The sequence below is a fragment of the Bacillus sp. FJAT-27225 genome, assembly GCF_001685025.1.
Lineage (GTDB): Bacteria > Bacillota > Bacilli > Bacillales > Cytobacillaceae > Bacillus_D.
On sequence record NZ_MAYU01000012.1, the window covers coordinates 751859 to 765874 of the forward strand.

Consider the following 14016-nt stretch of genomic DNA (forward strand, 5'->3'; position numbering starts at 1 on the left):
ACAATTGATTGCCCAGGAACAACTCATATCTGAAGGTACGGGCTTTCCTGTTAAACTCAATTCTATTTGCGTGGTGAACCTGGTACAATTTGCAATAGAAAAAACATAGGTGTTTTTCCATTATATATGGCTGGAGTCTCATCTTTGATTAGGTAACATAAATTGTCCATAACAGTTTCCTTATGAATAAATTATAACAAATTTTCCCTTTTTAATTTACATTCCAGTTAGAGCCTGGAATTATTTCAGAATTTCTCAGGAAGAGATTCTGTTTCTGCTACCAAGCCAAGTACAGATGGCTGTCCCGGATGGCAGTTAGGCTGCCGGTAATGGTTGAGGCCAATTATAATGATTGCAAGTTGCAAAAGTAAGATTTCCCCCCTCCTTTTTAATCAACAAAAAAAGAGCCAGCCACCATCGGACAATGTATCCCATGGCGGCTGGTTCCTCCTGATTCCGAGTATTCATTTAAATCCACTATACGGTGACAGGTTTTACAGTTAGGATGGCTTCGTGGCCGTCATGACAACTCCAGCAGGTGCACCCTTCGTTGATTGAGCCATACTGCCTGACTGTGCATGCTTTGCTTTTTTCACCGGATGGAACAGGCTATACAGCACTGGCACAATAAACAGTGTCAGCAAGGTTGAGGTTGCAAGCCCGCCGATGACGACGACTGCCATCGAGGATGAAACAATCCCGGCGTGTGACGAGACTGCCATTGGGATGAGCGCGCCAACTGTTGCGATGGCTGTCATCAAGATCGGTCTGATCCGCACTGCACCTGCTTCAATTAAAGCTTCCCGAACGCCAAGTCCGCTGCCTTCATTTTGTTTGACTTTGTCAACGAGAACGATGGCGTTTGTTACGACGATTCCATTTAGCATCAGCAAGCCAATCATCGCTGGCATCCCGATTGGTTCATTGACAATGAACAGCCCAAGCAGTGCCCCGATCAGTGAGAACGGAATCGAGAACAGGATGACGAAAGGCGCTTTGCCTTCACCGAACGCGATAACCATTACAAGGTAAACGAGCAGGATGCTGACGGCAATGGCGATCGCCATGTTGATAAAGCCTTCCTGCATGACAGCGGAAGCACCTTCCTTGTAGTAGTTTACCGTATCAGGAAGGTCGAGGCCGGCGATTGCATTGTCCGCTTTTTTAGTCACCGCCCCAGTATTGCTGTCAGTAATTTGCGCGAACACCATGACATATTCGTTCTTGTTCAGGTGGGTGATGACAGTCCGGCTGCTTGCCTTTTTCAGCTCGCCAATTTCCTTCAATTTTACTGGCATGCCCATCATGTTGGTGACCTGCTGTTCACCTAGTTCATCCAGTGAAGAAATGGTATCCATCTGTAAGCCAAGTTTAACGTCGGTAGTTGTATCATCAAGTGTCATCGATGTCACGACATCGCCGTGGATCAGTTCGCGCAGGCTTTTTCCAACCATCGCGGGCATCAGGCCATTTTCGGCAAGCTTCTTATCATCCATATCGAGGACGATCTCCGGCTCATCCCCTTCTAGCGAGGAGCGGACATCGGCCATGCCTTCAATTCCCTTCAGTTCACCGACAATTTCCTGGCTCGCGGATTTGATGTCTTCAAAATTTGAGCCGTTGACAATAAGGACATATTGAGACTGGCCGCCGCCTGCGATGCCGCCGACTCCTGTGACGGTAATTTCCTTTGCCATATTCAGCTCGGCAAATTCGCCGCGCAAATCTTCAATAAATCCATCAACGTCCTCAAGAGATTCCTTTATCTCAAAATTGATGGAGGCAGTCTCGAATTGGCCGTTGACGCTTGTGCTGACCAGCTTTACCTCGTCTTTTTCAAGAAGAATTTCCTCGATGCGGCTGGCTGCTTCGCTTGTTTTTTGAGGTGATGAGCCTTTTTCCATTGTCATGCTGATGTCAAAATTGCTGACGCGCTCCTGCGGCAGGAATGTAGTGCCAAGTTTTGGAGCAATAAAGCCAACGCTTCCAGCAAGCAAGATGAGTGATGCGCCCAATGTGAGCAAGCGATGGCTAAGCACCCAGCCAAGCGAGCGGCGATACGTTTTTTGGATAAAGCCGTCCTTGTGCTCTACAGGTGAAAGCTTCAACAAGAACCATTTTGAAAAAAGCGGCACGACCGTGATTGCGACGACTAACGAGAATAGCAGCGAGATGACGATCGTCCATGCAAGCGGGGCAAACATTTTCCCAACAACGCCTGGGACGAAAGCCATTGGCAAGAAGACCGCGACTGTTGTAATCGTAGACGACGTGATTGCGGAGGCCACTTCCCGGGTTGCTGCTTCAACCAGTTCCTCATTGCGTTCCTTTGCGGCCCGGACCCTTCTAAATACGTTTTCAATAACAACAATCGAGTCATCGACGACCCGGCCGACCGCAACTGCAATCCCGGCTAGCGTCATGATGTTCAAGGTGTAGCCCAGCATATTCAAGACCGTTAACGATGCAAAAATGGACAATGGTATGGAAATGATTGCAATGATGGTTGAACGGATATTCCTTAGGAACAGAAAGGTAACAACAACAGCCATCAGCGCGCCAAGCACAGCTTCACGAAGCATCGAGTAAACAGAGTCCTTAATTTCGACTGATTGGTCACGGAGAATTTCTGTCTTGATTCCAGCAGGCGTACCTGCTTCCTTCAACTCTTCCTTTGCTTTTTCAACAATCGATACGACGTTTGCTCCGCCTTCGGCAACGATGCCAACGCGGACGCCTTCTTTTCCGTTAATACGGGTAAAATCGCTCTTGTTTTCACTTTCGTGGGTAATCTTAGCAACATCACCAAGCTTGATTGGCTGTTTGCCAGGGATAAACAATGTGATTTCCTTCAAATCCTCCAGTGATCCTAATTCCTTGCTAACCCGAACCGGCAATGTTTCATCTGATAAGGAAACATCCCCAGTCGGGATTGCCATATTATTAGCGGAGATTGCTTGTTTGACTGCATCAAGTGTCAGGCCAACCTTTGCGGCCTCTTCTGGAATTAAGCGCACCTGAACGCTCTTTTCTGCAAGCCCGCCTGTATCAACTTGGCTAACACCTTCAATTGTTTCAAACCTAGGGACAAGCTCTTCTTTTACAAAGCGCTGGACATCCGCATTCGCCTCATCTGCGTAAGCGCCGACGTAGAAAATCGTCGGGTCGCCATCCGGTCCCTGGCGAATGAATTCAGCCGCCTGAGCAGCTTCAGGAAGTGATACTTTATCGACTGCCGCCCTGACCGACTGTTCTGCATCATCCATATTAATGGACATATCGAACTCCATCGTTGCATAGACAGCGTTGGCAACGCCATCCGTATAGACATTTTTGACCCCTTCCAGATTCATGAGCTCTCGTTCGACCGGCTCGCCTATTTCCTTCATTGACTGCTCAGGCGATGCACCCGGGTACGGAATTGCTACTGTCAGGTAAGGAATATCGATATTGGGATATTTTTCAATATTAATCTCCTTTACCGAGTAAATCCCGCCCCCAAGGATTAAGGCGACCATCAACAACAAAGCGACCCCATTTTTCATACTGAATTGAATAATGTTTTTCATACTTTTCCCCATTCCCATTTATTCGCCAGCTCTGGCGGGTTTTTCCACCTCTTTATCCTAACCTGATTATACATTCTCGATATGAAGCTGTGGAAGGATTTTCCACTACGACTTAAGACTGAGATCGAATAGGTTACTAGGTAAAAAGTTTGTAAAGATGTTGGGAAAATTCAGCGGGAGGGCCGGCTTGCCAGGAGAAAAGGGATAGGACAAGCAATCTATTTTTTGTATAATAAGAGTGGAAACATATGTATATTTACATACAAAAATACTTTCAGCCAGACCGTGACTTTAATCCCTCTACATATATAATTTTCTATTTTGAAAGGAATGGTACGAATTGTTTAACTCGGAACAAGCAAATGCAGTACCTTCCTGCTCCAACAAGCAGGTTGAGTCCGAAACGCTTCAATTGGCCCTCACCTTTGCAAAAGACTTAATTTCAAGGCATACAGCGGATGGTTTCTTTACATACGTCTCTCCTTCTGTCAAAACGCTGCTGGACTACACCCAGGAAGAAATCGCTGGACAGACTATTTTTTCTTTATGCCATCCGGACGATAAAGCGACAGTGAATCAGCTTTTCCTTTACCTTTGGAATTCTGACCGGCGCGTTCGCTTCCGCATCCGTAAAAAAGAAGGAGATTATATTTGGGTTGAAACAAGCAGCTCAAAAGTAGGGAGCTCCCAGGACTTCCTATTGGTTTCCAGGGATATTACGACGCAAATGATAATGGAGGATGGAATCCTTGAAACACAGGAACGCTACCGCCTCCTGGTTGAGCATGCCAAAGATTCGATTGGAATGATGACAGATAAAGGAATTTGGACGTACATTAACAGCCAGGGAAAGAAGCTGTTCGGATTTGCCAGTGCCAAGGAAGCAATTGGTACCTCTCTCTTTGACTATATTCCCTTCTCAGATTATCCGCTTCTTACAAACTACCTCAAGGAAATGCGGCATATGCATTTTGAGATGACGATTAAACGGACAGACGGCGGCTTAAAGAAAGCCCATATCTCGCTCATTCCTATGACATTCAGGAACAGGAAAATCTTTCAGGTGATCATTAAGGATATTACATCCCAGAAGGAAACCGAGGAAAAGCTGCTTCAAGCAGAAAAACTTTCTCTCATTGGCCAAATGGCCGCAGCGATTGCCCACGAGGTCCGCAATCCAATCACTTCGATTAAAGGCTTTACTCAATTTCTCAACGAGAAAGACCCGAATGAGTATTGCCAGGTCATTCTTGGTGAATTGGACCGACTCGACGGCATCGTCAACGACCTGCTTGTCCTTGCCAAGCCTCCATTATCTAATGCCGTTGTTTCCAACCTAGTCCGGCTTACTCAAAATGTTCTCGCTCTCCTGAAGCCATTTACCGAGATTGAAAATATTACATACAAGGAAAACTACGAGTCTTCCGAAATCCTTGTCCAGTGCGAGGAGGACAAAATGAAGCAGGTCCTCATCAATGTCCTGAAAAATGCGATTGAAGCGATGCCGTCTGGAGGAATACTTTCCATTTCAATCTCGAGGGAAGGAGACGTTGTCAGGCTTACTGTCGAGGATGAGGGCACAGGTATAGAAAAGGAAGATCTGGCGAAGATTGGCGAGCCTTTTTACAGTACAAAACAAAACGGAACCGGGCTCGGACTGATGGTGTGCAAGAAAATAATAGAAGAGCACGGCGGAAGAATCTACATTAGAAACCGTGAAACGATTGGGACCGCTGTGAGCATTCTTTTGCCGTTACTAGCAAAGTAATAATCTCACTATTTTAATAACTAGTGTGTAAGAAACTCAGGCGGAATAACTGCCTGGGTTTTTCTACAGTAAAAACCACCTTTCAAAATGGTAAAGAAAATCAGGATTTAAGGCCTATAAAATTTCATAAAATTCTTACATTTGTTTACACGTGATTTATTCACCATTAACAAGCTCCTGATACCATTTACCATAAAGAGAAATGCCAATACAACAATATATCTAAAAAGAAGGAGCAAAGCTATGAACCATGAGATAAATGTGGATAAAAGCAGGAGAAAGTTATTAAAGGCTTTTCTGGCTGGTTCTGCCCTTTTCGTTTTAGAAAGTGCACTATCACCGCTCAATACACTTGCAAAACCAAGAACCAGTAATCAAGTTGTAAAGGCTGCCCGCTATATAGCCGTTCATCCTGCAGGAGTCGGCTTTACGCAATCTGTTGCGTCAGGAGATCCTACTCCGTCTGGTGCAATGCTTTGGACCCGGGTAAATCCTGAAATAACAGGGATTGAAGCAGTCTCTGCAGACATTGTAGATCAAACTATGATTCAATGGCTTGAGAGCGGGCGGAATGGCTCATCAGTGAAAATCGCCGAATTCATTAAAAATGGGCAGGCGGTTATGGTTGAAATCAGTAAATCCAGTGATTTCAGCACGACAGTCCTGACAGGCTTCACCCCTGTATGGAAGGATTTCGATTATATTGTCCGCCTCGATGTTGATGGGCTTCTTGATCCTTCAAGCTACTATTATTATCGCTTCACGACTAAAAGCGGATTCGTCAGCCAAACTGGACGATTCAAAACCCTTCCGGCAGAAACGGATGAAACCCCTGTTAAATTTGCCTATATAACTTGCCAGGATTATACAAATGGCTATTTCAACGCTTTGAACCATTTGGCAGAGGAAGAGCTTGATTTTGTCGTTCACGTTGGCGACTATATCTATGAATCTGTCGGTGATCCGCTTTATCAAAGCCCAATAGAAGGAAGGCAAATCACCCTCCCAAGCGGCGGGACCAAGGCAACGACGCTTGAAGACTACCGGACTATTTACCGGATTTACCGGGAAGATGCGGATTTGCAAAAGCTGCATGAGCGGCATGCGATGATTGGCATTTGGGATGACCATGAATTTGCAAATGACACCTACTATCCGGCAATCGCCCCGGACGACAGCCTTAGTCCGGACCCCGAGCGGCGGCTTATCGCCAATCAGGTGTGGTACGAGTATATGCCGGCACGGGTGATGTTTGATAAGGGTGCGCCATTCGATCAGTCAATTCAAATCTATCGTTCTTTTAAAATCGGAAGCCTTGTTGAGCTGATCATGACCGATGAACGATTGTACCGCAGCCCCCATCCATGCGGGCCGGCGGTGACAGATAAATATTTTTCAAGCGGCTGTGCCGATATCGATAATCCGAACCGGTCCATGCTCGGGACAGAGCAGAGGGAATGGTTTTTTTCAAAACTTGCCTCCTCGGACGCTGTCTGGAAGATCTGGGGCAACGAGGTTCAATTCGCTGTCTTGAAATTGCTTGGGCGATATCTGAATCTGGATGCATGGGACGGCTATGATGCGGAACGGCAGAAAATCGCCCGGCATTTGAAAAACTTCAATGTCAAGAATGTCATCGCATTGACAGGTGACTTCCATACGTTTGACGCCGCGCTAATGAAAGAAGATTACATACATGACCCTGATTCCGAAGCGGTTGGGGTTGAACTGATGGTTGGTTCGGTCACCTCAAGCAATTTACGCGAAGCATTGAGGAATGCGCTGAATAATGTTCCAACCAATTCCAGCCCAATCCCTCTCCCTGTGCTTGATGAAATTATCAAGGTTCTCAAGAGCCGCTTGGGCATCGTGACGACTTTAACTGCAGAGCTTTTGTTAAAAGAACTGCAAAGCATCATTAAGCTCGAAAATCCCTGGATTGAACTTTTTGACAGCACCACCCATGGGTATGCAGTTCTCGAGCTGTCGCAAGCCAAGGCAATTTGGACTACATATACTGTCGACCAAATTGAAACGAAAGGCGCCCGGAAATCCTTGCACTGGCAGTGTGAAATTCCACGTGATAAGGCAGAACTGCGGGTTTTGGAATCTAATACTCTATTAAATCTATTTTAAAAAAGCGGGGTTGCTCCCGCTTTTGCTTTGGCATTTGTTTATGCTGAACCGCTAAAGCTGTTTCCTGTTTTACCTTTTGAATTTTTCCTTATATCCTTCAGTCCACTTCTCCGATTGCCCCCTGGCAATGCTCAATGTTTTCCAGCTTTCATGTTTGATCATTTTTGCAATGTAGACTATTTGGCCGACATGTCCGGATTGATGGACGATCGCACGCTGGATGGCATTGATGGCTGAGTAAGGTTCGCTGCGGATTGTGATTGTCCTGGCAAGGTCATCATCCGTCATCCCTTCCAGCGTTTCGAACAGGACATTCCAGCCCGTGTTCCAAGTTTGAAGCAGCTCTTCCTTTGATTTGAACGACCCAACAAATTCCTCATCCCGCTTCCGGTCCGGCTTCTCCCCATCTTCCGTCAAAAAGGAGCTGAACCTTGACTTCAGGTTTCCGCTCATATGCTTGACAAGAATGGCAATGCTGTTGGACTCCGGATTTGGGGCCCAATGCAGTTCTTCCAATGACAACTGATCCATTGCCCGCTCTGCCTGTGCTTTCATTCCTTTGAAGCTTTCTTTGGCTATTTTCAAAAACTTCGTTTCCGTGTTCATTCCCTCATCTCCCTTTTCCTGGATGGTTAACTTTATTCCGCACGGTCAGCGCACTTCCCTCCTTTTTGAAAAAAGAGATTGTATTTAGGTAAGAATTATGATATCGTTTGGTTTTTTACTACTACTCAATGATTATCAAAGGAGGTTGCCAGATGCAGGAACATGCATCGTTTACCGCACTCATGCTCGTGGTTTCAGCCGCGTTTCTAATACCGATCTTGCTGCACCGTTTCCGCCTTAAGTTCATGCCTGTCGTTGTGGCTGAAATCCTGGTAGGTATTATCCTCGGTCAAAGCGGACTTGATATCATTCATCCGGGCCCCTGGCTGGAAGTGCTATCGGCTCTAGGACTTATTTATCTGATGTTTTTGAGCGGTGTTGAAATAGATTTCACTACTTTTAGCAAAAAAGGAAAAGGTTCGGGCAAGCTGCCGAATCCGTTTATTATCTCGTCACTTATTTTCGGTCTGATGCTCGGGCTGTCATTTGCATTGGCTGAATTAATGAAATGGATGGGGCTTGTGAAGGATCCGTTTGTAATGGCCATCATCCTGGCAACGGTTTCGCTTGGTGTCGTCGTCCCCGTTTTAAAGGAAAAGAAACTGCTCAACACCGAACTTGGACAGACAATTCTGTTGACGGCTGTCCTATCTGATTTTGTGACAATGCTGCTGTTTGTTTTTTATCTTGCTTCGAGAACGGAAGGCGGCTTAAGCCCGTTCTGGATTTCAATGTTGTTGGTTTTCGTATTCGTTGTGTATTTTCTTATTAAAAAAATGGACAATGGCAAGGTATACGATTCTTTGCGCCGTGGAACAACCCAATTGGGAACACGGGGAACTTTCGCATTGATTCTCGTGTTTGTGGTCATGGCGGAAGCACTTGGTGCCCAAGCGATACTAGGCGCTTTTTTGGCTGGAGTAATTGTTTCGCTCTTATCCCCGTCAAAGGATTTTGCTCACCAGCTTGATTCATTCGGCTATGGATTCTTGATTCCAATCTTTTTTATCATGATTGGCGTCAACCTCGATCTCCGGGCTATTTTTAATGATCCGAACGTCTGGATGCTTATCCCTGTCCTGCTAATCTTTATTTATATCGCCAGGGTCACCCCGACTCTTCTATTAAAACGATATTATTCGTGGACGGAAGCAGCCAGCTCGGGTGTCCTGCTTGGCGCAACACTGAGCCTGGGAATCGTGGTCGCAACCGTCTCCCTCGATTTCGGCCTTATTACGGATTCGGTGGCCAGCGCAATCATTTTAGTTTGCATCCTTAGCTGCTTCATATCTCCGATTATGTTCCAAAGGAATGTCAGGACAATTTTGCCGGAGAACCCACGCGTTTCGATGGTTGGAGCAAACACGATTATACTGCCAGTCTCACTCGACCTGCAGGCTGAAGGCTTTGACGTAACAGTCTACGGCGCTGCCCAGAACAAGATAAACGAAGAAGAACACCACTTTCCAATGATTGAGCTCGATGAACTAAGCACCGAGAGCTTGGTTGCTGCGAACGCATTCGAGGCAGACATCCTTGTTCTTGGTACAGGCAACGAGGAGAAGAATTTAGAATTAGCTTCATTTGCAAAAGAGAAAGGCGTTGAACGAATCATCGTCCGGGCAGAGCTACCTGAAACACACAGCAAGCTGGTTGAGGAAGGCTACACAGTTTTTTCAACAACCACCGCCACAAGGGTGCTGATGAAATCGCTCGTTGATAATCCCGAAATGATTCAAATGATTTCCCAGCCTGGTACCCTGCAGCAGTTGAAGGTCGGCAACAGCTTGTATCACGGGCTGCTGCTCCGCCAGCTTCCCTTCCTTGGGGATGCGTTGATTGTGAAAATGTATCGAGGCGATATCCCGATTATTCCTCATGGCGACACTAAACTGCTGCTTGGTGACCGGCTGATTGTCAGCGGCAGTTCGGAGAATATAGAGATGTTGAGAAACGAATTGGGTTAGGCAGAGCGACTGTTGTGCTGGTAGTCCTAAACCACTCCGTTTGTGGGTAAAGGCTGCTTGGAAATTTTACGTTGACCAAGCTTATGGGCAGTTGCTTTAAAATGAATAGCTTTAGTGCTTGAGCCCTTTTCGGACACCCTGCTAAAGGTAAGGGGTTCCGTTTTGGACGATAGAAATCTTAAAAAATGCCCGAGACAAAGGCAGTCAATTGACTGCCTTTGTCCTCCCCTTTTGCGAATGTCCTCTAAAACTTTGGTTAACCTTACTATTCAAACAAAAAAACACTTTCGTACGGCGAAAGTGTCCACATTCAAATTACATTCTCTCTTCTTTCCATAAGCGTTCAAGAATAATCGCCGTAAACGTACCAAGCAAAAGTCCATTCCTCACTAAATTTTGGATGATGTTGGGCAAGCCGGTAAAATTCTCCCCTTGAACAAACATAATTCCAATTCCGACTAAAAGTGATATTCCCACCACTGTCAATGTACGCTGGCTAAGGCCGTTTCTTGTTAACGATTTTAAGGAAATACCCAGCATTTCAATAAGTGTTGCCATCAATGCCGCACTTGCAACAGGCAGGGGTAATGAGGATAATGCACTCACTATGAATGGGAATAGTGATATACCGACCATGATTATACTTGCGAATAGAAACGGAATAATCTTGTTCTGCCTTGAAAGTTTAACAAAACCAGCAGTGGCCGGCAGGGGAACGATTCCGACTGTTGAAAAGACAGAGGATAAAAGATGGGAAATTCCTCCCGCTGCAACCCCTGCGCTCAGACGATTTCCCACCTCTTTTCCGGTATCCTCTTTTTGGTGAACTTCACTCGAAGCCGTAATTGCAGCAATTGTATTTGAAATTAACAAAAAGCTAAATAAAACAGCCGTAATAATCATACTTTCATTTAAGACTGGCGTTCCCCATTCCCATAAGCCCGGCAATTGAACGGCTGCTCCCCCTGCCGGCTCCGATAAATGACTTTTGCCAAGCAGAGCAAAGGCCCCCCACCCCAGTAGGATACCAATCAGAATAGAGTAGCTCTTCATCCAGTCCTTACCCTTTATTGTTAATAAAAAGATCAGGAAAAATACTGCAGCGGATAAAATGAAGCTGCCACTATCCAATTCCCCGCCCGCTCGTTTCCCGGACATCATTCCGGTCAGGAATACCCCGCTCAATTGAATGGCCAGGATAAATAAAAATGTACCTGTCACCAATGGGGTAAACAAAGCTATTAAAATACGGACCCATTTTGTTATTCCCAATATTAATAGAAGAAGGCCTGAAATCATTAGCCCCGCCTCTAAAATCTGCAGGGAATGCTTCAATGAATAGCCCATTTCTACACCGATACTTGCATACAGGATAAATATACTCACCCAGGAACCTGCAGGCCCATCTGCAATTGGGAAACGATGCCCCCATCTTGCTTGAATGAAGGAGCTTAGCCCAACTACAAAGAATGTCCGCTGCATGAGTTCCGATGTTTCCTTAAGGGATAAATCAAATATATTTCCAAGTACGATCGGAAGGGCAACCGAATTCGCCAACAAATAAACAAACCATTGAAACGTGCTCAAATAATAGTTCTCTCTCATTCCTCTTTTAGTCACCCTCCCGTCCCCATACAATTTTCAGTCCTTTTACTATACCAAAAGAGGTTTCCCACAGCCATCGGTACCAGGAACAGGGACCCCAATATAAAAGGCAGCTGAGTTATACAGCTGCCTTTTATCCACTTATCTAATAATGTGTGTACCTGTATTTCTCTTTACTGCCTCTTTTAGGCTTTCCGGGCTGGTGATAATAACTCTCTCTCCGCCGCCCTTAAGAAAGTCCAAGCTCGCCTCTATTTTTGGCAGCATGCTTCCAGGCGGGAAATGTCCTTCCTGCACAAACATTTCCATTTCGGGAATAGTCACCTGATCCAGTGCCTTTTGTGCAGGTTGACCAAAATGAATACAAACTCTTTCAACACCTGTCGTAATGATCAGGGTTTCGGCACTAACCTGTTCAGCGAGAAGACTTGTTGCAAAGTCTTTATCTATGACAGCATCTATTCCGTGGTAGGTTCCATTATCCGACTTGATAACCGGAATGCCCCCACCCCCTACAGCAATAACGATATATCCCTTCTCAACCAGTGATTTAATCACGTCTTTTTCAACTATATCAACAGGTTTTGGTGATGGGACAACCCGGCGGTAACCCCTTCCTGAATCTTCTATGAAATGCCAATCAGGATGCTCGCCTTTCAACTCTTCTGCCTGTTCGAAAGAATAAAATCCCCCAACCGGCTTTGTCGGATTCAAAAAATTCGGGTCGTCTGCTGATACTTCCACTTGAGTAATGACAGTCGCAACCTTCTTGTTAATTCCTCTTCTGGCAAGTTCATTTGTTAATGCCTGCTGAATCTGATAACCAATTCCGCCCTGTGTATCCGCTACACAGTTAACAAGAGGTACTGAAGGCAGGCCTGCTGTTTCATTTGAAATTTCAGATCTTCTGAGTTCATATCCTACCTGTGGCCCATTACCATGGGTAACGATTACATTAAGGCCTTCCTCCACCATGTCTACAATATGGCGGGCCGTTTCACACGCAGCTTCATATTGATCATCAATCGAATTGCTTCCATTGTCTTTAACCAGAGAGTTACCGCCTATAGCAACTATTACAAGATTTTCCAAAGCTGTATCCTCCATTTTACTCCGCAGTCTCCCCAAGCAATTCCAGGGATTGTTTTTTATGCTGGTGATACAAAGGGTTTTCAGGATCATGTTTAATCGCATTCTCAATCGCTTCAATCGCATCCCTGTGCCTTCCTAGCGACCTCAGGCTGTTTGCCTTATGAAACGAGAAATCATACCGGTGAGGCTGCATCGCCAGCAGCTGGTCCATAGCCCGCACCGCTTCTTCATGCCTGCCAAGTTCCCTTAAATAATTTGATTTATGATACAAGTAAAAGGTTTCTTCAGGGTCCCTGCCAACCGCCTTATCGTACTCAAGGAGAGCCGCTTCAGGCTCATTCATCAGCCGCAGACAATTTGCTGTATAGAAATAAAAATCCAGGTCATCCGGGCTTATTTCCAGCGCCTTGTTGTACTCTGCAAGAGCCAATGCGTACTGCTTTAATTCCTGTAAGCAAAATCCCTTATAAAAATATAAGTCTACTAGATTAGGATTCTCCTGAAGTTCCCCGTCTATAACCGAGATTGCTTCTTCATACCGGTCTTCCAGATAAAGCAATTTGGCCTGTTTGACCGCTTCATTCTGCTCTACATATTTTTGCTCAAGAATGGCTTCTACTTTAGCTTGTTTGAGCATTCGGGCATGCTGCAATGATGACGTTCCGTCTCTGTCCTCAAGATGAACATCCGCACCCGCTTTTACAAGCAGTTCAATAATAGTAGAATACAAGCGGCCGCCATTTCCTAAAATAACAGCCTCAAGCAGGGCACTCCAACCGAGATTGTTTACATGATTGACAGGAATGCCGGCTTCCAGGCATCTCTGTACAGTTTTCAGGTAACCCTTTTCACTTGAAGGCAGCAATGCTGTACCGCCAAAACGGTTAACACTCTTCAAGTCTGCTCCATAGTTCAGCATTAAGCTTAAAATCTCATGAAACCCGTTTGCCCCGGAGCAAATAAAAGGAGTTAAAAGAGTGATATCCCTGGTATTTACGTCACTGCCAGCCTCTAATAATCTCTTAACCACTTCATAGTTGTTTTTCTGGGTTGCCGCCATTAAAGCTGTGCGGCCTGCTGCATCTTTATATTCAACATCTGCTCCATCAGCTAATAGTTGACGGACAGCATCAACATCACCATATTCACTTGCCTCAATCAGTTGTTGATTTAAAGTCACCATTATATACTCCTCTTATTAATATAGAACGAACAATAGTTTTGAACATGGTTGTTGATTTCCGTTCCAGGCACTTCGCTTTCCGCGGGGCGG

8 protein-coding genes are annotated in these 14016 nt (G+C 45.5%); 3 read left to right on the forward strand and 5 right to left on the reverse strand.

Going from position 1 to position 14016, the window contains the following annotated elements:
• Positions 1 to 500: 500 nt before the first annotated feature.
• Positions 501 to 3569 carry an efflux RND transporter permease subunit gene (locus A8F94_RS11045; RefSeq protein WP_175384399.1) on the reverse strand — a complete coding sequence of 1023 codons (3069 nt, stop codon included), beginning with the start codon at positions 3567 to 3569 and terminating at the stop codon, positions 501 to 503.
• A gap of 340 nt (positions 3570 to 3909) precedes the next feature.
• Here A8F94_RS11045 and A8F94_RS11050 point away from each other — a divergent pair, with 340 nt between their 5' ends.
• The gene (locus A8F94_RS11050) at positions 3910 to 5337 is read left to right on the forward strand and encodes a PAS domain S-box protein (protein ID WP_066199751.1); all 1428 of its coding nucleotides are present in this window, start codon (positions 3910 to 3912) and stop codon (positions 5335 to 5337) included.
• Between the two features lie 243 nt (positions 5338 to 5580).
• Positions 5581 to 7473 (forward strand): alkaline phosphatase D family protein, encoded by a 1893-nt coding sequence (locus A8F94_RS11055; protein WP_066199754.1) that lies wholly within the window; start codon positions 5581 to 5583, stop codon positions 7471 to 7473.
• A gap of 69 nt (positions 7474 to 7542) precedes the next feature.
• Here the strand turns inward: A8F94_RS11055 and A8F94_RS11060 are convergent, their stop codons facing one another.
• Complete coding sequence (locus tag A8F94_RS11060) at positions 7543 to 8079, reverse strand: DUF1572 family protein (RefSeq protein ID WP_066199756.1); 537 nt, start codon at positions 8077 to 8079, stop codon at positions 7543 to 7545.
• A gap of 152 nt (positions 8080 to 8231) precedes the next feature.
• Here A8F94_RS11060 and A8F94_RS11065 point away from each other — a divergent pair, with 152 nt between their 5' ends.
• On the forward strand, positions 8232 to 10046 hold the full coding sequence (locus A8F94_RS11065) for a monovalent cation:proton antiporter family protein (RefSeq protein WP_066199759.1): 1815 nt from the start codon (positions 8232 to 8234) through the stop codon (positions 10044 to 10046).
• Positions 10047 to 10361: 315 nt separating this feature from the next.
• Here the strand turns inward: A8F94_RS11065 and A8F94_RS11070 are convergent, their stop codons facing one another.
• The 3 genes from A8F94_RS11070 to A8F94_RS11080 all read right to left on the reverse strand — a co-directional run bounded on the left by A8F94_RS11070 (position 10362) and on the right by A8F94_RS11080 (position 13923).
• Positions 10362 to 11651, reverse strand: a complete 1290-nt coding sequence (locus tag A8F94_RS11070) for a purine/pyrimidine permease (protein WP_066200467.1) — start codon at positions 11649 to 11651, stop codon at positions 10362 to 10364.
• A 141-nt stretch (positions 11652 to 11792) separates the two neighbouring features.
• Positions 11793 to 12743 carry a carbamate kinase gene (arcC, locus tag A8F94_RS11075; RefSeq protein WP_066200474.1) on the reverse strand — a complete coding sequence of 317 codons (951 nt, stop codon included), beginning with the start codon at positions 12741 to 12743 and terminating at the stop codon, positions 11793 to 11795.
• Between the two features lie 16 nt (positions 12744 to 12759).
• Positions 12760 to 13923 (reverse strand): ankyrin repeat domain-containing protein, encoded by a 1164-nt coding sequence (locus A8F94_RS11080; RefSeq protein WP_441294186.1) that lies wholly within the window; start codon positions 13921 to 13923, stop codon positions 12760 to 12762.
• Between the last annotated feature and the right edge of the window lie 93 nt (positions 13924 to 14016).